The 22,924-nt window shown below is 41.5% G+C and carries 19 protein-coding genes and 1 other RNA gene; 3 read left to right on the top strand and 17 right to left on the bottom strand.

Translation table 11 applies throughout. From position 1 onward, the window contains the following. Positions 1 to 429: 429 nt before the first annotated feature. The 8 genes from pknB to HMPREF2904_RS02230 form a co-directional block, all read right to left on the bottom strand. Positions 430 to 2,301, bottom strand: coding sequence for a Stk1 family PASTA domain-containing Ser/Thr kinase (gene pknB, locus HMPREF2904_RS02265; protein ID WP_070659678.1), 1,872 nt, complete (start codon positions 2,299 to 2,301; stop codon positions 430 to 432). Then, the gene (locus HMPREF2904_RS02260) at positions 2,298 to 3,038 is read right to left on the bottom strand and encodes a Stp1/IreP family PP2C-type Ser/Thr phosphatase (RefSeq protein WP_070659677.1); all 741 of its coding nucleotides are present in this window, start codon (positions 3,036 to 3,038) and stop codon (positions 2,298 to 2,300) included. Before HMPREF2904_RS02260 ends, pknB begins: the two co-directional genes overlap by 4 nt. 21 nt (positions 3,039 to 3,059) lie before the next feature. Then, complete coding sequence (rsmB, locus tag HMPREF2904_RS02255; RefSeq protein ID WP_049473351.1) at positions 3,060 to 4,373, bottom strand: 16S rRNA (cytosine(967)-C(5))-methyltransferase RsmB; 1,314 nt, start codon at positions 4,371 to 4,373, stop codon at positions 3,060 to 3,062. Beyond that, a complete protein-coding gene (gene fmt / locus HMPREF2904_RS02250) occupies positions 4,363 to 5,298 on the bottom strand; it encodes a methionyl-tRNA formyltransferase (protein WP_070659675.1) in 936 nt (311 codons plus the stop codon). The genes rsmB and fmt overlap by 11 nt, the downstream gene beginning before the upstream one ends. Before the next feature lie 11 nt (positions 5,299 to 5,309). Continuing rightward, a complete protein-coding gene (locus HMPREF2904_RS02245; RefSeq protein WP_070659674.1) occupies positions 5,310 to 7,718 on the bottom strand; it encodes a primosomal protein N' in 2,409 nt (802 codons plus the stop codon). A 63-nt stretch (positions 7,719 to 7,781) separates the two neighbouring features. Further along, entirely contained in the window at positions 7,782 to 8,096 is a 315-nt protein-coding gene (gene rpoZ, locus HMPREF2904_RS02240; RefSeq protein ID WP_003010339.1) for a DNA-directed RNA polymerase subunit omega, read from the bottom strand. A 25-nt stretch (positions 8,097 to 8,121) separates the two neighbouring features. Then, a complete protein-coding gene (gene gmk / locus HMPREF2904_RS02235) occupies positions 8,122 to 8,754 on the bottom strand; it encodes a guanylate kinase (protein ID WP_049486051.1) in 633 nt (210 codons plus the stop codon). A gap of 106 nt (positions 8,755 to 8,860) precedes the next feature. Continuing rightward, entirely contained in the window at positions 8,861 to 10,468 is a 1,608-nt protein-coding gene (locus HMPREF2904_RS02230) for a ribonuclease Y (RefSeq protein ID WP_049492366.1), read from the bottom strand. Positions 10,469 to 10,702: 234 nt separating this feature from the next. Here HMPREF2904_RS02230 and HMPREF2904_RS02225 point away from each other — a divergent pair, with 234 nt between their 5' ends. After that, entirely contained in the window at positions 10,703 to 11,185 is a 483-nt protein-coding gene (locus tag HMPREF2904_RS02225; protein WP_061455957.1) for an S-ribosylhomocysteine lyase, read from the top strand. Positions 11,186 to 11,263: 78 nt separating this feature from the next. Here the strand turns inward: HMPREF2904_RS02225 and HMPREF2904_RS02220 are convergent, their stop codons facing one another. The 5 genes from HMPREF2904_RS02220 to HMPREF2904_RS02200 form a co-directional block, all read right to left on the bottom strand. Then, positions 11,264 to 12,691 (bottom strand): cell division site-positioning protein MapZ family protein, encoded by a 1,428-nt coding sequence (locus tag HMPREF2904_RS02220; RefSeq protein WP_070659673.1) that lies wholly within the window; start codon positions 12,689 to 12,691, stop codon positions 11,264 to 11,266. 11 nt (positions 12,692 to 12,702) lie between these two features. Continuing rightward, positions 12,703 to 13,860 carry a THUMP domain-containing class I SAM-dependent RNA methyltransferase gene (locus HMPREF2904_RS02215; RefSeq protein WP_070659672.1) on the bottom strand — a complete coding sequence of 386 codons (1,158 nt, stop codon included), beginning with the start codon at positions 13,858 to 13,860 and terminating at the stop codon, positions 12,703 to 12,705. A gap of 66 nt (positions 13,861 to 13,926) precedes the next feature. Next, an RNA gene (gene rnpB, locus HMPREF2904_RS02210) (RNase P RNA component class B) lies at positions 13,927 to 14,292 on the bottom strand. A 16-nt stretch (positions 14,293 to 14,308) separates the two neighbouring features. Continuing rightward, a complete protein-coding gene (gene gpsB / locus HMPREF2904_RS02205; protein ID WP_070659669.1) occupies positions 14,309 to 14,650 on the bottom strand; it encodes a cell division regulator GpsB in 342 nt (113 codons plus the stop codon). 69 nt (positions 14,651 to 14,719) lie between these two features. Further along, positions 14,720 to 15,247 carry an SLOG family protein gene (locus HMPREF2904_RS02200; RefSeq protein ID WP_023920293.1) on the bottom strand — a complete coding sequence of 176 codons (528 nt, stop codon included), beginning with the start codon at positions 15,245 to 15,247 and terminating at the stop codon, positions 14,720 to 14,722. 64 nt (positions 15,248 to 15,311) lie between these two features. On the opposite strand from HMPREF2904_RS02200, the gene recU reads away from it, so the two are divergent. Both recU and pbp1a read left to right on the top strand, forming a co-directional pair. Then, on the top strand, positions 15,312 to 15,905 hold the full coding sequence (gene recU / locus HMPREF2904_RS02195; RefSeq protein WP_023920291.1) for a Holliday junction resolvase RecU: 594 nt from the start codon (positions 15,312 to 15,314) through the stop codon (positions 15,903 to 15,905). Next, entirely contained in the window at positions 15,906 to 18,020 is a 2,115-nt protein-coding gene (pbp1a, locus tag HMPREF2904_RS02190; RefSeq protein WP_070659666.1) for a penicillin-binding protein PBP1A, read from the top strand. It begins immediately after the preceding gene. A 152-nt stretch (positions 18,021 to 18,172) separates the two neighbouring features. Here the strand turns inward: pbp1a and pepC are convergent, their stop codons facing one another. The 4 genes from pepC to HMPREF2904_RS02170 all read right to left on the bottom strand — a co-directional run bounded on the left by pepC (position 18,173) and on the right by HMPREF2904_RS02170 (position 22,792). Further along, positions 18,173 to 19,507, bottom strand: coding sequence for an aminopeptidase C (gene pepC / locus HMPREF2904_RS02185; protein WP_070659665.1), 1,335 nt, complete (start codon positions 19,505 to 19,507; stop codon positions 18,173 to 18,175). 67 nt (positions 19,508 to 19,574) lie between these two features. After that, the gene (locus tag HMPREF2904_RS02180) at positions 19,575 to 20,102 is read right to left on the bottom strand and encodes a GNAT family N-acetyltransferase (protein ID WP_256263224.1); all 528 of its coding nucleotides are present in this window, start codon (positions 20,100 to 20,102) and stop codon (positions 19,575 to 19,577) included. Positions 20,103 to 20,510: 408 nt separating this feature from the next. Beyond that, on the bottom strand, positions 20,511 to 21,335 hold the full coding sequence (gene nadE, locus HMPREF2904_RS02175; RefSeq protein ID WP_003010362.1) for an ammonia-dependent NAD(+) synthetase: 825 nt from the start codon (positions 21,333 to 21,335) through the stop codon (positions 20,511 to 20,513). Then, the gene (locus HMPREF2904_RS02170; protein ID WP_009732324.1) at positions 21,332 to 22,792 is read right to left on the bottom strand and encodes a nicotinate phosphoribosyltransferase; all 1,461 of its coding nucleotides are present in this window, start codon (positions 22,790 to 22,792) and stop codon (positions 21,332 to 21,334) included. Before HMPREF2904_RS02170 ends, nadE begins: the two co-directional genes overlap by 4 nt. Positions 22,793 to 22,924: the final 132 nt, after the last annotated feature.

Below are 22,924 nucleotides of genomic sequence, written 5' to 3'. Positions count from 1 at the left end.
TCAAAAGTCATTCTACCTCCCTGTTTCTTAGTTCACGATATTTATCTCCACCAGTTGTCAAGGCCTATTCAACTAGTAGAAAAAAATCTATTCGTTTACCAATTTCCTATCAAAGCAGGTCTGAACGACATTTTTACTCTTTGATCTCCTTTCACGCAGATTATAGCATGTGGGCTAAAACAAAGGCAAATAATTTGATATTCAATCTATTTTCAACTTCAAATTACCTTATGTTTAATTGACTATTTTATTTTACCGGACTTGAAACCCCTTGTTTGTTAAGGAGCTCACATAATCTATTCATCTGTAGAAAAATAGTTTCTTGAAGCGACCTCAAAGTTTTTCCCTCTACAGGGAAATAAAAAAATCACGACATAGCAACAAAAAAATACAAAAAGACTCAGAAATTCATCTGAGTCTTAGACTGATTTATGAATCTCCACCAGTTGCACTACTGCTGGAGCTTTCTGTATCTGATCGTTCAGCAGAGGATGAACTAGATGCATCTGAACTGGATGAGGCTTTCGTACTTGAAGAAGCCGTCACTTTAGGCTCATATACAGTCAAAACAATTCGTGTTCGGTTAATATCCACCGTACTCGAAACTTCTGGAGTTTGACTGACAATTTGACCGGCAGAAACAACTACCCCATCAGGGAGATGTTCCGTTTTTCTTAATTCGATATTGGCTTCTTTAATACCATAGATCTCAATCAAATTACTTCTAGCAAAATCATAAGTTGATCCAACATAGTTTGGCATTTCAATTGAAGTCGTTTCTTTCGCTACTTTCAAAACAATCTTGGTTTTTGAATTCAGAGAATATTGCTCTCCTGGAGCTGGGGTTTGTTCAAGAACTGTCCCTGCAGCATAATCGAAGGTCTCAACTTCTTCAATCGTGATCATTTTGCTTGATACTTTATAAGTATTTTTCAGATCTTCCTCTGCTTTAGCTCGTGTTTCTCCTACATAGTTTGGCATTTCAAAACTATTTGGACCTTTTGAAACAATCAAATCAATGCGACTTTGTTCTTTCTTTTGAGCACCTGCATTTGGATTGGTCCGAATGACGTAGCCTTCTGCAACCGAATCACTGTACTCTTCTTTCTCTTCACCGACTTGAAGGTCTTGTCCCTCAATAACCGCTCTAGCTTCGGCAATGGTTTTGCCGGAAACATCTGGAACTGTTTTATTGGCTGGGCTCATATACAACAAGAAAGTAAAGGCTGCAAGAACTAGGGCAATGGCAACAAACAAGACCTTGTAGCGCGCCCGCAAGCGTCTTCTTGGCTTTTTACTTGGTGCCATTGTCTGCTGGTCAGATAATGGTCGATTAGGATCTACCGAACTGATTTCACTGCGTACCTCAGAGATTGGAACAGGAGCCGTCTTTGGAGTTGGACTCACTTTTGGAAGAGTCTTTGTATCAGCTTTCGATTGATCTTCAAAAATCAGTTTTTTCTCATTTCTTCTCTCGTAGGACAAGCAACTTGAAAGGTCCACATACATCTCTGCCACTGATTTATAGCGATCCGTCAGTTTTTTAGCTGTCGCTTTGATCACCACATTTTCTAAAGCTTGTGGAACATTCTTATTCTCTTCCCGAATAGATGGGAGTGGCTTTTGAAAATGCTGCAAAGCGATTGTAACTGCACTATCTCCATCATAAGGAATGTGTCCTGTCAACATCTCATAGAAAATAATCCCCATCGCGTAGATGTCACTTTGCACCGTAGCTTTTGATCCACGCGCCTGCTCAGGGGACAAATAATGAACCGACCCCAACATCGAGTTGGTCTGGGTCAAGCTAGTCTCTGCGAAGGCCACTGCAATCCCAAAGTCTGAAACTTTTGCTGTTCCATCTGGTGTCAAGAGGACATTCTGTGGTTTTAAATCTCTATGGATAATGCCACACGTATGGGCAAGACGCATAGCTAGAAGGATCTGCCCCATCAAACGAACAGCTTCTTCATTTGATAAAGGAGCATTTTCTTTGATATAGCGTTTCAAGTCTAAACCTGCAACATATTCCATTGCAAGGTATTGTTGTCCTTCTTCTTCGCCAATGTCTGTAATCCGAACGATATTTGGATGGTCCAGCTCTGCCATCGCCTTTGCTTCACGCTGAAAACGCGCAACCGCAATGGGATCCGTCTGGTAATTCGTACGCAGTACCTTGACTGCAACTTCTTCCCCATCTAAAATCAAATCACGCGCAAGATAAACATCTGCCATCCCGCCGCGTCCAATTTGTTGGATGATTTTATATCGCCCGGCAAAAATTTTGCCGATTTGAATCATGCTGCGTCCTCCTCAGTAAAGTGGAGCAGTACAACAGTGATATTATCCAAGCCTCCAGCATTATTGGCAAAACGAATCAAGGTTTGAGCTTTTTCTTCCAGTGAAACATCACTCAAGACAATATCTCTGATTTCATCTGGGCCAATCATATTGGTTAAACCGTCACTATTGATCAAAATATAATCATCTGCTTCAACCGTCACCAAACCATAATCCGGCTCCAACTCATCTTTTTGGCCAATGGACTGAGTGATGATGTTACGTTGAGGATGATGGGCTGCTTCTTCCTCTGTGATTTGACCTGCTCGCAAAAGAGCATTTACAAGAGAATGATCACTGGTCAACTGCTGGTATTCGCCCTGACGAATGAGGCCAATCCGCGAATCTCCAACATGGGCATAAATCACTTGTCCTTCTACAAAAGCCAAAGCTTCCAGTGTCGTTCCCATTCCTTTGTGCTCATCATCTTGCCCAGCTAAATGGATCCGACGATTCACAGTTTCTAAATGTTCTGCAAACCATTCCCGTACTTGATTAACCGTCTCGATCTCAGAAGAAACCCAAGCCGCACCTAGGTCTGTGACTGCCATTTCACTAGCAATATTTCCGGCACGGTGTCCTCCCATACCATCAGCAAGTAAAACCATCGGTTTTCCTGCCTTGTTTTTATATTGATTTGCATAGTCTTGGTTATTTGTCCGTCTTTGACCTACATCGGTTAAGATCGTCATATCCATACTGTCAGTTTCCTCCTGATATTATGAGATTCTCTTAAAACGACTGATAAAGAAGCCGTCGCTTCCATATAATTCAGGTGTAATAAGGATACAATCATTTTTAAGAATATCTTTTCTTTCGTGATCCAATGGGACTTGTTCGAAATTTGGATGGTTTTTCAAAAATTGGTCCACCACTTCAAAATTCTCTTTACCCATAATTGTACACGTACTGTACACTATTATACCACCTTTACGCACACTTTGACAAACACTATCCAGAATGGCCAATTGAATAGCTTGTAAAGATACAAAATCTGCACTCTCTTTATTGTACTTGATATCAGGCTTTCTCCGTATCAAACCAATCCCTGAACAAGGCGCATCCACCAAAATTTTATCGAAAGCATCAGGCCCAAATGTTTCAAAGACTTTTGTCGCATCTAACTTCTTTGTCAAAATTTTGTCCGCAACATGGAGCCGATTAGCATTTTCTTGAATCAATTTGAGCTTATGGTCATAGAGATCCAAGGCTGTGACTTTCCCAGTTGTGAGATAAGAAGCCAGGTGAGTCGTCTTTCCACCTGGCGCCGCACAGGCATCTAAAACCCACTCATCTCCTTGCAAATCCAAAGCCGGTGCCACCAATTGACTGGACTCGTCTTGAATAGTAATGCGCCCTTCTTTGAACAAGGAATGCGCTGCAAAATGTCCCTGTTCTTTCACGAGAGCGGACGGAGCAAGTAGAGAGGAGGTTGCTTCGAGTAGCTGAGCCAACTCTTCTTTTTCGTCTAGATCAATCACACGAATACTGGATTTATTACGCTGATAGAGACTCTTAAAAATAGCGCAAGCACGTTCCTCACCGTATTCTTCGATCAATGCTTTGACCAACCATACAGGTAGGGAATACTCTACCGAATAACGTTTATTCTTTCGCTTGATCGTATCAATAGCTGGTAGTCCCTCGCGGAGGAGCTTTCTAAGAATAGCATTGACAAACTTCTCACTGCCTTCTTTACGACGTTTTGCTATCCGGACAGCTTCATTGACGATGGCATGATCGGGAATGCGGTCTAAATAGACAAGTTGATACAAACTCATCATCAAAAGATAATAGAGCCAAGGATCTAATTTCGTCCGGTCTTCAATTACGTGGGCGAGATACCACTCGAGTGTTATCTTCCGTGCTACAGTACCGTATACAACTTCCGTAACAAAGCTTCTATCTTTATCTGAAAGTTGAGAATGTTCCAGCGCTTGATTTAAAGCAATATTAGAATAAGCTCCCTGTTCAAAAACCTCTTCTAACACTCGAACGATCTGTTCACGCGCATTCATTTGTTTAACTTCCAAAGTGATCTCCTAGTTTCAATTGACGGCCAGCGCCATTCAAAAAGTCTGTGATGGACATTTTAGGTTTTCCTGCCGGCTGCACAACTTTGAGGGACAGCGCTCCTTCTCCTGCAGCGACCAGCAACTCTTTTTTAGTCAAAGCAATCACTTCTCCTGGATTTCCATTTCCTTCGCATAGCTCTGCTTCATAAACTTTAAAGCGCTGACCATTTAATAACGTATGAGCGACCGGCCAAGGATTCATCCCCCGGATCTGGTTAAAGACTTGGCGATTGGTTTTGGTCCAGTCCAAAACCTCTTCTTCCGGTAAAATATTCGGTGAAAATGTGACCAAACTTGGATCTTGTGGACTTGGCTTGATCTCCCCTGCCAGGTAAGCTGGCAAAGTATCTAGGAGTAAGTCACGTCCAAGGACAGCCAATTTTTCAAACAAAGTTCCCACATTGTCCTCATCTAAAATTGGGAGAGAACGAGCTGCAATCATGTCTCCGGCATCCATTTCCTTGACCATTTCCATAATTGTAACCCCAGCTTCTTCGTCACCATTGATCAGGGCATAGTGAATGGGAGCTCCACCTCTATATTTAGGTAATAAAGACGCGTGGACATTCACCGCAAACTGGAAGTTCTCCAACAATTTTGTCGGTAAAAATTGTCCAAAAGCAGCGGTCACAATTCCATCTGCATCTAGGGATAAGAGAGTTTCCATTTCTGGACTACCCGATAATTTCTCCGGCTGAAGAACCGGTAGTTGATGGTCCAAAGCTACCTGCTTCACCGGGGTCATTCGAATCTCTTTTTTGCGACCTACTTTACGGTCTGGTTGGGTCACAACCGCCAGAATTTCATAGCGCGAATCTGCTAACAGTCCCTTTAAAACAGTCGCTGAAAAATCCGGTGTTCCCATAAAAATTAATTTTGTCATTTCTTTCTTCCTTACATGAAACTTTGAGGTTCATTATCAATACTGACACGTAGATCTTGGTTGCCTCTTTCTTGCGTAAATTCTAAGATTTGGTTCAAGACCTGTGTCATGCCTTCTTCAAAACGATATTTGACAATGATTTGATAATGATACAAATTATGTGTGCGTGCAATTGGTTTAGGTGTTGGTCCTAAGATTTGGACCTGATCAGATAAGCCAGATCGGAGAATTTCCATGACCTGATGTGACTTCTCCATCACAATTTCCTCACTCTTATGTGATAGGGTTAACCCAACTGTGAAGTAATAAGGCGTATAGCCTAACTGCCGGCGAATCTGCATTTCATAGGCAAAAAAACCTTCATAATCCTGGTCTTTGGCAAATCGAATCGCATAATGATTGGGGTTGTAGCTCTGAATGATAACCTCTCCTTCTTTCTCTGCTCGTCCGGCCCTTCCTGCCACCTGAGTCAAGAGTTGAAAGGTTCTCTCAGAGGATCGATAATCCGGTAAATTTAAAGAAGTATCTGCATTCAAGACACCCACTAACGTCACATTTGGAAAATCCAAGCCCTTCGCAATCATTTGCGTCCCTAACAAAATATCCGCTTCTCCATTCCCGAAAGCATCTAATATCGCTGCGTGGCTCCCTTTTTTTCGAGTGGTATCCACATCCATGCGCAAAATTCTAGCTTCAGGAAAGATCTCTTGTAATTCATCATAGGCTTTTTGTGTTCCTGTCCCGTAATAACGAATGGAAGGACTTTGGCAATTTGGACAGTGTAGAGGAATCGCTTTGCTATAGCCACAATAATGACAGTTCATGGTTTTAGTATCCATGTGGAGGGTCAGTGAGATATCACAATTGGGACAAGTATCCACAGTTCCACACTCGCGACACATGACAAAGCTGGAATAACCACGGCGGTTCAACATCAAGACAACCTGCTCTTTTTTCTGCAAGCGATCAGCAATAGCTTCCACTAGAACCGGAGTGAAGTTACCAGCTTCATTTTGACCAATATAATCACGAAAATCAACGACTTTAACTTCTGGAATTTTGGCTGCCGGATTGGCCCGTTGGGTGAGACGAATTAATTCATAAACCCCTTTTGTTGCACGAGCCCGCGATTCTAAACTTGGTGTAGCAGATCCAAGAAGCAAAACTGCTTGATTGTACTGAGCTCTTAAGACCGCGACTTCCCTTGCGTGGTAGCGTGGGTTACTATCTTGTTTGTAGGAAGCCTCGTGCTCTTCATCAATGATGATGGCTCCGATGTTTTTTAAAGGGGCAAAGATGGCTGAGCGCGCTCCAACGACTACCTTAGCCTCCCCACGTTCAACTTTCCGCCATTGATCATACTTCTCACCGTTTGATAAACCCGAGTGCAGAATGGCTACTTCCTGGCCAAAACGCGAGATAAAACGATCCGTCATCTGTGGCGTCAGGGAAATCTCAGGGACCAACATAATAGCCGTTTTCCCCTTATTTAGAACTTCCTGAATAATCTGCAGATAAACTTCTGTTTTCCCGCTTCCAGTCACACCTTCTAATAAAAAAGGCTTTGATATTTTCCCAATTTGAGAAACTACTGTTTCGACAGCTTTTGCTTGCTCTGAATTTAAAAGCAGGGCCTGGGTCTGTTCTTTTCCTTCATAATATGCAGCCGCCCGATTCACTTCTCGTTCTGTAATTTCTAAAACACCCTGATCAATAAAATAAGCCACTACTTCTCGTGAAAAATCCTGATACAATCCTGCTAAGGGTTGCTCCCCTTGCTCTAGTAACAGGCGCTCTTTCAATGCTAGCCTTTTTTTAGCTCTCGCTGATGGTTGAAGTTCTTTTAATCCTTCCTGGTTAACGCGATACCATTTTTCTGTTTTAATTTGTTTCTTATCCTTGGCCTTGTATTCAAGTACCAAATCTCCTTTTCTGACCAACCGCATCACTTGGGCTTGATCGGCTGCATCTAGAGAAGAAAAAGAAACTTCATTTTTTGCACCAAAAAGTTTTATTTTGAGAGTGGGATCTAAAGAAGGTTGAGGATACAAAATCTTATCATAACTCGAATTGAGGAGAGAAGGAAGCATGGTTTTTAAAATCGTGATCTTATAAGAAAAAACACTTTTTCGTAATTGATCCGCCAACCAAAACTGCTCTTGATTTAAGACCGGAGTGTAATCCAAGATCTCCACAATCGCTTTCAATTCCTCGCTTGTGTCTGCCTCTTCTAAAACATCTACCACAATCCCTTGAATGAGGCGATTCCCTTTACCAAAGGGGACATGAACTCGCATACCTGCCTCCACCATATCCTCAAATTCTGATGGGATCTGATAAGAATAGGGTTTATCTGTCTGCATCAATGGGACATCTACGATGACTTTTGCTATCACTTTTTCACCTCCAGCCTCTATCATATGAGCTTTACTTTATCACGGAACCCTTTAAATAGCAAAAAATAAGATTGAGAAGCCCCAACCTTAAATTTTTTCACCATCTTCTTTTTCTTTGGCAATTTGTTCCTTAATTTTGCGCTCTTCTTCTTCTTTGCGAATCCGCTCTGCTTCAATCCGACGACGAAGCGCTTCACGTTTTGCTTCTGGATCCGGGTGAACAACTACGTTTCCAGACTCGATTTCTTCAAGCGCTTGTAATGTTGATTTAACTGATTGGAATTCTTGAGTTGGTACTGCACCACTTTCCAATTCGTGGGCCCGTTTTGCCTCAAGAATGACCAATGAATATTTTGATGGTACTTTGTCAAGCAATGTATCAATAGAAGGTTTTAACATCATATTCCTATACCTAATTTCTAATTATTTATCTCTTCACAATAGTTTGTGTTTTTGGTAACATATCCAGATAATGGCCAATGACACGGTCTACACGGAAATGCTCTGCTTCGATCACACGTTTGACACGCTCAGCAGCAAGAGGAACCTCGTCGTTCACAATGGCGTAGTCATATTCACGCATCATGGCGATTTCTTCTTTTGCTTTTTCAATCCGTTGCGCAATAACTTCTGCACTATCTGTCCCGCGACCCACTAATCGATCTTGCAATTCATCCAAATCAGGCGGAGTTAAGAAAATAAAAACTGCATCTGGAACTTTCTTCTTTACTTGAAGGGCACCCTGAACTTCAATTTCAAGGAATACATCGATTCCCTTGTCCAAGGTTTCATTCACATAGGTTAAAGGAGTCCCATAGTAATTTCCAACGTACTCAGCGTACTCCAACATTTGCCCTTGAAGGATCAAATCTTCAAATTCTTCACGTGTACGGAAAAAATAGTCGACACCATCCACTTCACCTGGACGTTGTGCACGCGTCGTCATCGATACAGAATACTGAAACTGATTGTCCGAATTTTCAAAAATTTCTCGTCTGACCGTTCCTTTTCCAACCCCCGAAGGGCCAGAAAATACGATTAATAAGCCACGATCCGCCATGATTTCTCCTTCAATGTCTTTCTATCTAGTGTAACAAAAATCGGCCTAATTTTCAACTGATTTTTTCATTCAAAAAGCTTGAGATGCTAGATCTCAAGCTTTTTGTTTATTTTGCGTAATCGACTGCACGCAATTCTCGAATCACGGTAACCTTAATGTTTCCAGGATACTCAAGATTAGACTCGATCTTCTCACGAATATCATGAGCCAAGATCGTCACTTTATCATCCTTGATTGCCTCAGGGCTAACCATAATACGGATTTCACGACCCGCTTGAAGGGCGAAACTTGTCTTAACTCCTTCAAAACTATTTGCAATTTCTTCAAGATCTTGCAAGCGTTTGATGTAGCTTTCAAGTGACTCACTTCGTGCTCCAGGTCGAGCTGCACTCAAGGCATCCGCTGCAGCGACAATGACTGCGATGACACTTTCTGGTTCCACGTCACCATGGTGGCTGGCAATAGTATTGACAACCACTGGATGTTCCTTGTACTTCCGTGCCAATTCAGTTCCAATCTCGACGTGACTTCCTTCCACTTCACGGTCAATCGCTTTTCCGATATCATGTAAGAATCCTGCACGTCGTGCCAAGGTAGCATTTTCACCCAACTCGCTAGCAATAATACCAGAAAGTTTGGCAACTTCAATGGAGTGACGCAAAACGTTTTGACCATAAGAAGTACGGAATTGCAACCGTCCCATGATTTTCATCAAATCTGGATGGAGGTTTGGCGCACCAATTTCATAGGCAGCCGCCTCACCGTATTCACGAATACGATTGTCAATTTCCTGACGGTTCTTCTCAACCAGCTCTTCGATACGGGCTGGATGGATCCGACCATCTTTGAGAAGGCTCTCCATTGTCATGCGGGCAATTTCACGACGAATCGGATCAAACCCTGACAAGGTCACCACTTCAGGCGTATCATCAATAATCACATCGACACCTGTCAAGCTCTCAAAGGTACGAATGTTGCGACCTTCACGACCAATAATCCGACCCTTCATACTATCGTCTGGCAAATGAACGGTTGAGTTTGTTTGCTCAGCAACAAAATCACCCGCCATTCGCTGCATAGCTTGCACGAGAATGTCTTTTGCGATTTTATCAGAACGTTCTTTCACTTCCAATTCAGCATCACGAATCCGTGAGGCAATTTCTTTTGAAAGTTGCTCTTCCGTCTGACTCAAAATAATGTCACGCGCTTCTCCTTGACTTAGAGCAGCGACACGTTCCAGTTCTTCTACTTTCTTGTGTTCAAGCTCTTCCAGCTGTTGTTCACGCGCATCAATGTGTTTAGTTCTATCTGTAAGACTTTGCTCTTTGTGTTCAAGAGACTGTTCTTTGCTTGTTAAAATGTCGTCTTTGCGATCAAGATTGCTAGCACGTTCTGCCAAACGGCTTTCTAATTGCTTCAATTCTTGTCGTTCTGACTTAAACTCAGCATCGACCTCTTCACGATATTTTCTGGCTTCTTCCTTTGCCTCCAAAAGTGCTTCTTTTTTAAGTGAACTTGACTCATGCTTCGCCTCTTTTAAAATCAAATCGGCTTCGCGTTCAGCCTGTCCACGTAAATTCGTTGCTTCTTGTTCAGCATTCAAAAGGGTGAGTTCCGCAGCCTCTTTTGAAGCTTTCATTTTAAGAGCAGTTCCCACATATCCAATGACTAAACCAATGACCGCGGCAAAAACACCTGTAATAACAAAATTCATGCTTTTACCCCAAATCTATTTAATTAGTTGAATTAAAAATTCTTTTACATTTTACCATAAATTACTAAAATTAACAATCTAAAAAAACAGGAAAAACCTTTTATATTTTTGCTTAACGCTTATTCTTTTATCGTCTTTTCTTTCATGGAACATCTGTGAGGAATTCATTTATTTCCACTTTGTTGAATCTGCTTTTTTATGCTATAATCAAGAAAAACAAAGAAGGATTTGAGTATGACAAAAGAAGTAATTGTTGAAAGTTTTGAATTGGACCACACGGCGGTGAAGGCTCCCTATGTACGCTTGATTGGGGAAGAAACTGGACCCAAAGGAGACATCATCTCTAACTTCGATATTCGTCTGGTGCAACCCAATGAAAATGCGATTCCAACTGCAGGGCTCCACACGATCGAGCACCTTCTTGCGATGCTTATTCGCAAACGCATCGATGGTATGATTGATTGTTCCCCATTTGGATGTCGCACCGGTTTTCATATGATCATGTGGGGACAGCATTCGAGTACGGAAATTGCTAAAGTGATTAAAGAATCTTTAGAAGAAATTTCATCAGTCAGCACTTGGGAGGATGTCCCAGGCACAACCATTGAGTCTTGTGGAAATTACAAGGACCACAGCCTCTTCTCAGCCAAAGAATGGTGTCGCTTGATTCTAGACCAAGGAATTTCTGACGATCCGTTTGAACGTCATCTTGTTTAAGACTAAAAAAAGGATGAACCTCTGGTTCATCCTTTTTTATTGTCATTTTTTCCCAGAAATGGTATGTCTGATCAAGCATTAATAATCCAGAGCATCTGAATGACCTTTTCCGTTTCCTACGAAATAACCCGTTTTGGCATTGATACTAAAGAGATAGGTTCCATCTGGTTTGAAGAGGTTGTAATAGCCATTACCGTTAATGATATTGACACGCTCTAAAATGTATTGATTGCCAGTGATATGTCCACGTTTACGAGCAATATTCAATACTTTTTCAAGGATCCCATCACCAAATACCCAAGCTGGGTTATTGACATCATTGATAGCTGCTTGGTTATATGGCACACGACTCAAGTTCCGCTGAAGTGGGACACCATCGCTTGGAAGACCGTACCCTGAATAACCTGGACTTGCCGTTCCTGCACCACCTGTAGCAGCATTGACGGCTGGGGCCGTAGGCGTTGCTACTTGAGCCGGGGCTGGAGTTGCATTAGAAGTATCTGTACCTCCTGTTCCAGTTACTGGTGCCGGTGTCGCAACTTGTTGTGAACGTCCTTGCGCAACCGCTTCATTCAATAAGCTATCTAATTTTTCATTGCCTGTCTTTGTTTCTGCAAAGGTCGCATCACTTTTTGCTTTGGCAGTTGCATCAAGAACTCCATCTTTGATGACTGGAGAACTAAATTGAGAATTCACTTTTTGAACAGCAGAAACTTGCTTCACAAGGTCTTCATATTTTGTTTTAGCCGCATTATAATCACTGCTTCCTTCTAATTTGTCCAGCAGTTTCTTCAGATTTTCCAAGTCTCCGAATTTATCATTCTTAAGTCCACTTTTCGATTCGTCTACAAAAAAGGCATCGTAGGCTTTAGTAAACTCTTCCAATTTTTGAGCTTGTGTTTCACTGCTACTTGATTTAGAAGTAGAAGATGACTTGCTAGATGAAGAAGATACAACTGTTGTACCACCAGATGTTCCACGACTGTGCATCCAGTTATAGGTCACAAAAATGGCCGAACCGACAATCGCAAGACCTAATGCAGAGTATAGAACCGCTTTGATTCGTTTACCCGCATTGCTTGGTGTTTCCTCAGGAAGTTCCTCAGCTTCTACAATTGGTTCAGTTGGTGTGGGACCAAATTTAATCTTAGCAGGTAATTCAGTTGAGATAGCATCCATTTCAAGCCTTTGTTCCAAGACCGTTTCCGTTACTACTTCCGGTGCCTCCACTGCTTCAGCTACTTCAGCAACTGTTTCTGTAGCTGCCAACTCTTCAGCTTTAGCCAATTCTTCTTTGGCCAAAATTTTTGTATCGTATTTTTCAGCTTCAATTTCTGCTCGGTGTTGTTTGATGTATTTGTCTAAGACATTATCACCTTCCGTTACACCTGCTTCGATTTCTTCTGCCTTTCGATTGGCCTGCCCAATCGTCATCTCTTTAGCATCTTCAAAATCTAAAATTGATTCTGTTTCTTGCTCTAATGGCTTATTATCCTTCTCTGTCATAAAAATCCTTTCTATGCCTTTATCTGCCGTTTTACTCGTTCCCCAAAATATTGGTAGAGATCAACTTTTAGGGTTCCGTTATAAAGTTTTCGTTTTTTATCTGCTTTACTACCGAATTTAGATTCAAAACCTTCATCACTGGTTAAGATAAATTTACTCCAGGTTTTGAGAGGTGCAAATACGTGCCCCATTTCAGTATACAATTTCGTCACACCCTCATCATCGGATAAGCGTTCTCCATATGGAGGGTTGGAGATAATCACCCCGTTGATCTTATCTGAGTGAAGATCTTGGACTCGCATCTGTTTGAAAGTAATGTCACTGCTAACGCCCACTTTCTGGGCATTTTCTTTGGCAATCTCAACCATCCGTGCATCGATATCGGTTCCCATAATATCCAATTCGATCTCGCGATTGATTTTTCTGCTTGCTTCTTGACGGACTTCATGAATCAAGCGATCATCCATCCAGTTCCATTCTTCAAAAGAAAAGGTCCGACGTAAACCAGGTGCCATATTTCTCGCAATCATCGCCGCCTCAATACAAAACGTTCCAGAACCACATGTCGGGTCAACCAAGGGTTTATCTGGATACCAGTTTGACAACAGAAGAATTGCTCCTGCCATATTTTCCTTAATAGGGGCTCCCCCTTTTTCAGTCCGATAACCACGTTTGAAGAGGCTACTACCAGTGGTGTCAATCAAGACAGTGGCTTGGTCTTTAAGGATCGATACTTCGATCTTGAACTCTGCCCCATTTTCCATGAGAGGAACACCTTCTGGTCGGGCATAGTGTTTTTGTAACTTTTTAACCACTGCTTTTTTCGAAATGGCCTGAACGCTAGGTTCATTATGGAGTTTTGATTTGACACATTTAGCCTTAGAAATAGGAAAACGTGCTCCTAAAGGCAAATAATTTTCCCAATCCAAAGCAAAGACACCTTGAAAGAGTTCTTCAAAGGTTTTGGCTGGAAAAGTCCCAACCACAATTTTTACTCGATCAGCCGCGCGCAACCAGAGATTGGTCTCTATGATTGCTCGACGGTCTCCTTGAAATCGAACCCGTCCATTTTCAACCTGGCAATCGTAACCGAGATCGCGTAGTTCTCGACCAACAACAGCCTCTATACCAGCAGCAGCCGTTGCAATCAATTCAAATTGTTTTTTCATCTTATTCCTATCACTTTAAAAAAGGAGGTTGAGATCTCTCTCCACCTCATCAACCTATATGCAATTTTCTATAAGCCATGTTTTGTTCCAGAAATGACTAGGTACCATTTCCTTCGATAATCATCTGTCTACTGTTTCCAGTCAGAATGCTATGTTCGTTTCCACGCATTCCATGCCCCGACCAAAGTTTGGGTTGCTAGCTTGAGGGGTTTACCGCGTTCCACTTTTTAGGTTTCCCTAAAAACTACGTCACTGTGGCACTTTCAGAGTTACTAGAGCTTATCCTTAGACTTAGCTCCTTCACTCGCCGTAACTTGAATACCAAGTCCCTAGGCTTATGGATTCACCTAGCACAAACACTACAGGCATCACAGCCTGTGCTAGCATGGACTTTCCTCATGAGAGGATTCTCTCACGCGATTATCCAAAAATTGCACAATCTATGGGATTAATAATCGCGATCTACGATCTGTTTCCCAAAAACTTCTTTTTCCAAACGATTGAGACGCTTGAGAATATCAAAGTTCGTCGCTGTTGTCACTTGCGGAAATTCTTGCGTAGCAGTGCTAGCAATCGAAGATGTTTGTGGTGTTTCCTGTGCTTTTTGGGCAAGCTCTTCACGAAGGCGGGCGTTTTCTTCACGCAATTCCTTCACCAAAGCAGCATAGGTTTCATAGTCTTTTATGACATCATCCAAAAATTCATTTACTTCATCTTTATTATAACCACGAACTTCTCGTTTGAAATCTTGATCAAAAATATCTTTCGCAGTAAAAATAATACTCGCCATTACTCTCTCCAATCTAGTTCATCATCTCAATTATATAAAAAAATGGTAAGAAAAATCAAGGTATAACACTTAGTTTTCGTAAAAATTTTCAGCAAGTTCATTTAAGTCATCAAAACTTAATTGTTTGACATAAAATGGTTCTTTTTCTACCATCATTTTGTAAAGATATTTTAAATTGGTTTCATTTTCTGGATCATAAAAAACATAAGCTCCATCCGCGTTATCTATCAAAAACTGATTGTATTCTTTTAGTTGACCCGGATTGCTATAGTGGGGATAGGCATATTTCACGAAATCCACCTGTTTGAAGCGTGCTAATAATTCCTGATTGCTTTCATTCCAATTTTCGCCAACATTCTCAAATAGGAAGATTGTCGCCATTTGAAAATCGTAATCTTTTTTTAATGCAAAGGCGACCTCTAGTACCCAAGCCTCAAATCCCAAATTACCAGAAAAAACTAGCCATTTCACTCCTTCTTCAAATAAACGACGAAGATCTCTTTCAATGGCTTTTTTGATAATGGTCAGTCGAGGATCTTTATTGGAAAAGACGCCCACATCAAAACTCTTATAACCTGCAACAAGTATGGTATTCATTTTTTCCTCATTATTCTAATTTATGATATAATAGAGTGATGTAATTGTACCAATAAGGAGAACTATGGTCAACTATCCACATAAAGTAGCCAAAAAAACCTTGGTCTCTACACAAAGGAAATATCCAGTCGACTTTGCGAATCGTGGGATGACATTTGAAAAAATGATCAATGAAAGTAATCAATACTATCTTTCTCGAGGTCTAGCAGTCATCCATAAAAAACCAACACCGATTCAAATCGTGAAAGTAGATTATCCACGTCGCAGTCGGGCAAAGATTGTTGAAGCCTATTTCAGGCAAGCCTCAACGACGGACTATTCTGGAGTATACAAGGGACGCTATATCGATTTTGAAGCTAAGGAAACACAGCAAAAGCAATCCATGCCGATGAAAAATTTTCATCAACATCAGATCGATCATATGGAGGCGGTTGTCCAGCAAGGCGGTATCTGTTTCGTTCTCTTGCATTTTGCAAAGTTGAGTGAAACCTACTTACTTCCTGCTCCTGCATTAATTCACTATTACAACATCGATCATGGTAGTAAATCCATGCCCCTCTCCTATATTCAGGAGTACGGCTTTCTAGTAGATAAGAATCGACTTCCGAGCGTTCCTTATCTTGATATTATCGAACAGAAACTTCTAGGCGGTATTTAAATGAATAAACAAACAGTCATTCAATGGTTGAAATATGTTGCCATCGCAGCCATTTCATTTTTCTTACTTTTATTCGTCCTTGGTGGACTGATATTTAGTTACTATGCTATGAAAGCACCAACCTTATCTGAAAAAGATTTGGTTGCAACAACATCTAGTAAAATCTATGACAACCAAAATAACTTGATCGCAGATTTGGGGGCTGAGAAACGAATCAATGTCACAGCCAATGAAATCCCTACTGATTTGGTCAATGCTATCGTAGCGATTGAAGACCACCGTTTCTTCAATCACCGCGGGGTCGACATCATTCGGATCGGCGGTTCCTTCCTTCACAACTTACGAGGAGGAAGTCAAGGTGGGTCAACCTTGACGCAACAATTGATCAAGTTAACCTATTTCTCCACTTCGGCCTCTGACCGTACCCTCTCTCGTAAGATCCAAGAAGCTTGGTTAGCAACTCAACTGGAAAAGAAAGCAACCAAACAAGAAATCTTGACCTATTACGTCAATAAAGTATTTATGGCGAATGGGAACTACGGAATGCAGACAGCTGCGAAAAGTTATTACGGAAAAGATCTAAAAGATCTTTCGCTCCCTCAATTGGCACTCCTTGCGGGGATGCCCCAAGCACCAAACCAATACGATCCATACTCCCATCCTGAAGCAGCGCAACAGCGCCGAAACTTAGTATTAAAAGAAATGCTCGATATGAAGACCATTTCTAACAAACAATACGAAGCAGCGGTCAATACACCTGTTACAGATGGTCTGCAAAGTCTTAGTTCTTCAAGCAGTTACCCAGCCTATATGGATAATTACCTAAAAGAAGTGATCGAGCAAGTCGAAGAAGAAACGGGCTACAATTTGTTGACAACCGGAATGGTTGTCTATACAAACGTGGATACAGAAGCTCAAAAGAAACTATGGGATATCTACAATACAGATGAATATGTCAATTACCCGGATGATGAAATGCAAGTAGCTTCTACCGTTATTGATGTCAATACTGGTAAAGTCATTGCTCAGCTGGGTTCTCGTCACCAATCCAGCAATGTTTCCTTTGGTACAAACCAAGCGGTTGAAACGAACCGTGACTGGGGTTCAACAATGAAACCAATCACAGATTACGCACCAGCTCTTGAACATGAGGAATATACCTCTACAGCAGCTACTACAACAGATGCGCCATACAACTTCCCTCATTCATCAACGCCTGTCTACAACTGGGACCGTTCATACTATGGTAGCATGTCCATTACCTACGCAATTCAACAATCTCGTAACGTGCCTGCGGTGAAGGCCCTGGAAAAAGTTGGTCTTAAACAAGCTAAGAAATTCCTCAATGGATTAGGGATCGATTACCCAGAAATGGTTTACGCCAACGCTATCTCGAGTAACACTAGCGATTCTAGCAACAAATACGGAGCCAGCAGTGAGAAAATGGCAGCTGCCTATGCTGCTTTTGCCAATGGCGGTACCTATTACAAACCATCCTATGTTAGTCGGGTTGTCTTTAGTGATGGCACAACCAAGGAATTTGAGTCCGAAGGAACTCGTGCAATGAAAGCAACAACTGCCTACATGATGACAGATATGATGAAGACAGTTCTCTTGTCTGGTACCGGTACAAATGCTGCCATTTCGGGAATCTACCAAGCTGGTAAGACAGGTACATCAAACTATGCTGATAACGAAATCGGTAAATTGACAAAAAATGCTTATTCAAATATTGTAACACCGGATGAATTGTTTGTAGGCTACACTCCTGAATATGCCATGGCAGTATGGACAGGTTATTCCAATCGCTTTACACCAGTATTGGATAATGGAATACAGGTCGCAACGGATGTCTACCGTCAAATGATGCTCTATCTTGCTAATAATAATAACTCTGGTCATACGGATTGGACGCAACCAAGTGGACTGTATCGAAGTGGTTCTTATCTCTACTTAAACAATGGTAAGAACAACTACAATAACTACTACTATGAGCCAAGTTATTCCACTGATCAGTATTCGTATGAAGAACCATCGTCTAGCTCTTCGAACGAAGAAAATCAATCTAAACCATCTGAGCCTTCTTCACAAGAATCTAACAATCATAACGAATAATATAACAGAGAAGTCGGGCTTTTGCCCGGCTTTTTTTAAAACAATGGTTAAAAAACCAGAACGAATAAAATCTGATTTATTTAGTTAGACTTCCCAGCTTTTTTATTTTTGAGTATATAAAAAAAAGAGCCTTTCGGCTCTTTTCTGTATCATTATTTTGCCAAAGCTCCCATTGGATCCCACGGTGCTAGGACAATTGGTTCTGCTTCATAGGCTGCTAATTCGTCTGCTGTTAGGAATTCTTTACGAACCACGATTTGGTAGGTATATTCATCCATCCAAGCATCAGAAGCCACAAAGTAACCATCTGTACCGACCTTGTCTCCCCATGAATTTTCAACCTTCCATTTACGAGACTGACCTGCTTCGTCTAAATCAACCCCTGTCAAGACCATAGCATGTGTCATGAGACTTTCTGCATAGTCCAAGCGACCCGCCTTGTCTTGTGTCAAATGAATGTCCATGCCTGCTTCAAAATCGTAGACATCTGTTGCCAGGATTCCGGCTTTACGGTTGCTGACTTGGCCTACATCTGAACCAAACCAGACAGTTTCTCCTGCTTTCATTTGAGCAATGGCTAATTCTTTCAATCGATCCATTGGAACATTTAGGTAGCGGACTGGACGGCTACCAACCACATTGCCCAGCATATCTACGGTGTAAGATTTTCCATATGGCTTGTCTGTAGTTGGGGCATTGATAATAGAGACGTAATCGTCTAATTGAAGGTCTACATATTTTTTGTAGAAGCTTTGTGGAGTTAACCCACTTTCGCTATGGAATTGGTTGTCCTTATCACGGTATGAAAAGTCAAATTCACGCGGAGGCAATCCTAAAGACATAGCCAAGAAGTTAAAGATTTCTTGCAACAAGGCTTGTTTCTTGCTCGCAACTGCCTCACTATCTGCGCCTGAGTGAATCAAATCACGCAAGATTTGCGCATCTTGACGCAAGAGTTTATTGAGGTAGGTGTTCAATTCCCGGCTATTGCTTGAAGAAATCGATTCTGGATAAACTGATTTTGGAACCACTCCGTATTTCTCAAAGAGGGATACCACCATATCCCATTGACCGCCATCTTGTTGTGGAGTTTGTAGGAGAAAAGCCACCTTACGGCTGGTCAACTCTTGGTCCGCTGTAGCAATCACTTGCTCCAAAAACCAGTTTGATTTTTCATACTTATCCCAAAAGAAAGTATGTGCTTGAGACAATTCAAAATCCTCCAATTGGAAGCTTGAAATCATCTTGTGACGGAAGGTATTTAAAGCCGCAAACATCCAACAACGTCCAGATGCTTTTTGGTTTGTCACCTTATCCTTGGTCAAATCAAGTGAAAAAACTGGTGTATTTTCTACTGCACTCTTGCGCGTTTCAAGCGATGCATGGATCCCATTGTGGGTAACAGCATTTTCAAGAGCCGCATATTTCACATTTGCTTCATAATTAGCATAGAGCTGGTCTGTAAATTCTTTCGTTAATTCTGACATAGCAATCTCCTTTTTTCGTTATTTACTATTATAATCCTTTGAGCAGAATCTTCAAGTAAAAATCACCCTATAGAGAGGGATTCTGTATAGAATAGATGATTTTATCCCCACAATATCCTTTGCGTTGAATGGCATGAGGGATGGTTTCTACATACTGCATTCCTGCCTTTTCCATGACTTTCCCTGAAGCAGGATTTAAACTGACATAAGTGGCTTTGATTTCTTTAAATCCGACTTTGTTCAATAAGAATTCCAAAACAGCTATGACGGCTTCTGTCATGAATCCCTGCCCCCAGAATTTCTTGCCAAGGATATAACCTAGCTCGCATGATTGACTTTCCTGGTCTTGAGAAACCACACTAATATCTCCAATTACCTGATCCGGTAATGTTTTCAAACAGATCGCCCATTTATAAGTATCTGGTTTAAGATACTGTTCGATCCATCTTTTGATCGATTCTCTGGTTCTCTCAGAAGATGCATGGGCATCCCAGGTGACATATTTCAGGGTTTCAGGATCAGAAGCCCAATTTTCAAACATCGCTGGTGCATCCTCCAAAACGAAAGGCCTCAAGTATAAATGCTCTGTCTCTATGACAAGACTTCAAAGATGATTCATAGATTGTCTCCCTTCATTTTTTTTTATGCAACTTGAACGTTGCAAGTTGGTTATTTTAATCTAGAAGAAAAGGACGGATGAAACCGCCCTTCTTTTTGATGCTTTTCACAATATTGTCTGGTGAGACTACGAAATCGAACTCTACGAATTACCGATTTCTGTCTAGTATTAATAGAAAAATTCTATTTGTATCCACCTCATCCATGAGCTTTTCAATGATACATTGACGCAGTAGCTGGCTGATTTGAACGGAGCTCTTTGAGCACCTTTCAAATCTAGACAGCCTTGCGGGGGTGAGACTACGAAATCGAACTCTACGAGTTACCGATTTCTTCCTCGTTCTCCTATTTTAAGACTCGGGCTAAAAAGGTCCACTGGACCTTTTTACTCCCAAAAATGATCAAATACTGTGATTGGCAAGTGGCGTTTGTGTTGGCCTTTGTACCACCATTTTTCAATAGTGGCTTGAGCTTCTGGGCTCACTTGTTTGCCTTCTAGGTAATCATCGATTTCATTATAGGTGACACCCAGCGCTACTTCATCTGCTATTCCTGGTTTTTCTTCTTCCAAATCTGCTGTTGGGATTTTCTCATAAAGAGCAGGATCGGCTCCTAAAGCCTTAAGCAATTGTTTTCCTTGGCGTTTATTCAAACGGAAAAGGGGCAAAATATCTGCACCACCATCTCCAAATTTTGTGAAGAAACCAGTAATATTTTCTGCAGCATGATCCGTCCCAATCACCGCTCCGCTACGTGCTCCAGCTAGAGCATACTGAGCAATCATGCGACTGCGAGCCTTAATATTGCCTTTGTTAAAATCAGAAACCTCTGTTCCAGTCGCTTCTACTGCTCGTACCATTTCGTCAGCAGACTCCTTGATATTCACAACCAGGCTAACATCCGGCTGGATAAAGGCCAATGCTTTTTGTGCATCTGCTTCATCTGCCTGTACCCCATAAGGAAGACGAACGGCAATAAATTGATAGGAGGCATCTCCTGTTTCTGCGCGCATTTCTTCCATGGCCAATTGAGCTAATCGTCCAGCAAGAGTTGAATCTTGCCCTCCTGAGATCCCTAATACAAATGTTTTCAAGAAGGGATGTTTTTTTAGATATCTTTTTAAGAAATCAACCGAGCGGCGAATCTCTTCCTGAGGATCAATGCTAGGCTTGACACCCAATTGTTGGATAATCTCTTCTTGCAAACTCATTTTGCTTCTCCTTCTCCATTGGCCTTGTTACGCATTTCCTCGATCAGGTCCATCTTATCCTGCCAAATATCTTTGGCCAAGTCAACTGGGTAATGCTGTGGATTGAGGACGCGCTTGTATTCATCCCATAATTGATCGTAATTTTTACGAGCATATTCTTGAATTTCTGATAATGTTGGCAGTTGATAAACCAATTGACCCTCTTTAAAAATATCCACTAAAAGAGGAATCGCCTCAAAGTTTCGGACTGTTTTATTAATGTAGGTATAAGTTGGATGGAACATTTTAAGTTCTGTCAGATGTGAAACATCTACTCCATCATAAGTGATGTAGTCCCCTTCTGACTTACCTTTTTCACGGCTCGTAATCCGCCAGACTTGCTTTTTACCTGGAGTAGAAACTTTCTCTGCATTATTGGAAAGCTTGATAGTATTGATCATCTCTCCTGCTTCGTTTTCAACAGAGACAATTTTGTATACCGCTCCAAGTGCTGGTTGATCGTAAGCTGTAATTAACTTGGTTCCTACACCCCAAACATCAATTTTTGCTTTTTGCATTTTTAAGTTGAGGATGGTATTTTCATCCAAGTCATTAGAAGCGTAGATTTTAGCATTTGTAAACCCAGCCTCATCTAATTGCTGGCGGACCTTTTTAGAAATATAGGCAATATCTCCTGAGTCAATCCGGACGCCTAGGAAATTGATTTTATCTCCCATTTCACGTGCTACCTGAATAGCTGCTGGTACCCCAATACGAAGGGTATCATAGGTATCGACGAGGAAGACACAATCTTTATGGGTTTCCGCATAAGCCCTAAAGGCCTGGTAGTCATTTCCATAAACCTGTACAAGAGAATGGGCATGAGTTCCTAAAACTGGGATTCCAAAGAGTTTTCCTGCACGAACATTACTAGTCCCATTGGCCCCTCCGATGACTGCCGCACGAGTGCCCCAAATGGCCGCATCCATTTCTTGCGCACGACGGGTTCCAAATTCCATCAAAGGCTCATCTTCAATGACTGAACGAATACGAGCAGCTTTTGTGGCTATCAAGGTTTGAAAGTTGACGATATTCAAAAGGGCTGTTTCCACCAATTGACACTGAGCCAGAGGGCCCTCTACCTGAACAATTGGTTCATTCGCAAAGACTAAGTCTCCTTCTTGAGCCGAGCGTACCGTCAATTCCAACTTGAGATCACGGAGATATTCCAAGAAGGCCCCATGATAACCAAGTGACTCTAAATAGGCAATATCACTCTCAGAAAAACTCAAGTTTTCCAAGTATTTCACAATTCTCTCTAAGCCAGCAAATACTGCGTAGCCGTTTTTAAAAGGCTGTTGACGAAAATAGACTTCAAATACGGCATGTTTATTGTGGATACCTTGATTAAAATAGACCTGCATCATATTGATTTGGTATAAATCAGTATGCAAGGTTAAACTGTCATCTGGATACATATGTATACCTCTTTTTTATAGATTTGTTCTATGAATTCCTACCATAAAATTAGTACCATTATAGCACATTTCAGTCCTATTGAATACTGAAAGGAAAGAATGAAAAAAATCTGAGACAGGAAGCTCAGATTT

Source organism: Streptococcus sp. HMSC072G04 (assembly GCF_001813295.1).
Classification (GTDB): Bacteria; Bacillota; Bacilli; order Lactobacillales; family Streptococcaceae; genus Streptococcus.
The sequence above is the reverse complement of the archived record's forward strand: the minus strand, read 5'-3'. Positions and strand labels throughout refer to the sequence as shown.

Coding starts and splice junctions, on each gene's coding strand:
- HMPREF2904_RS02215 (WP_070659672.1), bottom strand. CDS start 13,860: ATGAAAAAACAATTTGAATTGATTGCAACGGCTGCTGCTGGTATAGAG.
- HMPREF2904_RS02170 (WP_009732324.1), bottom strand. CDS start 22,792: ATGTATCCAGATGACAGTTTAACCTTGCATACTGATTTATACCAAATC.
- rpoZ (WP_003010339.1), bottom strand. CDS start 8,096: ATGATGTTAAAACCTTCTATTGATACATTGCTTGACAAAGTACCATCA.
- HMPREF2904_RS02225 (WP_061455957.1), top strand. CDS start 10,703: ATGACAAAAGAAGTAATTGTTGAAAGTTTTGAATTGGACCACACGGCG.
- gpsB (WP_070659669.1), bottom strand. CDS start 14,650: ATGGCGAGTATTATTTTTACTGCGAAAGATATTTTTGATCAAGATTTC.
- pknB (WP_070659678.1), bottom strand. CDS start 2,301: ATGATTCAAATCGGCAAAATTTTTGCCGGGCGATATAAAATCATCCAA.
- HMPREF2904_RS02220 (WP_070659673.1), bottom strand. CDS start 12,691: ATGACAGAGAAGGATAATAAGCCATTAGAGCAAGAAACAGAATCAATT.
- HMPREF2904_RS02260 (WP_070659677.1), bottom strand. CDS start 3,038: ATGGATATGACGATCTTAACCGATGTAGGTCAAAGACGGACAAATAAC.
- recU (WP_023920291.1), top strand. CDS start 15,312: ATGGTCAACTATCCACATAAAGTAGCCAAAAAAACCTTGGTCTCTACA.
- gmk (WP_049486051.1), bottom strand. CDS start 8,754: ATGGCGGATCGTGGCTTATTAATCGTATTTTCTGGCCCTTCGGGGGTT.
- HMPREF2904_RS02245 (WP_070659674.1), bottom strand. CDS start 7,718: ATGATAGAGGCTGGAGGTGAAAAAGTGATAGCAAAAGTCATCGTAGAT.
- HMPREF2904_RS02200 (WP_023920293.1), bottom strand. CDS start 15,247: ATGAATACCATACTTGTTGCAGGTTATAAGAGTTTTGATGTGGGCGTC.
- pbp1a (WP_070659666.1), top strand. CDS start 15,906: ATGAATAAACAAACAGTCATTCAATGGTTGAAATATGTTGCCATCGCA.
- fmt (WP_070659675.1), bottom strand. CDS start 5,298: ATGACAAAATTAATTTTTATGGGAACACCGGATTTTTCAGCGACTGTT.
- HMPREF2904_RS02230 (WP_049492366.1), bottom strand. CDS start 10,468: ATGAATTTTGTTATTACAGGTGTTTTTGCCGCGGTCATTGGTTTAGTC.
- pepC (WP_070659665.1), bottom strand. CDS start 19,507: ATGTCAGAATTAACGAAAGAATTTACAGACCAGCTCTATGCTAATTAT.
- nadE (WP_003010362.1), bottom strand. CDS start 21,335: ATGAGTTTGCAAGAAGAGATTATCCAACAATTGGGTGTCAAGCCTAGC.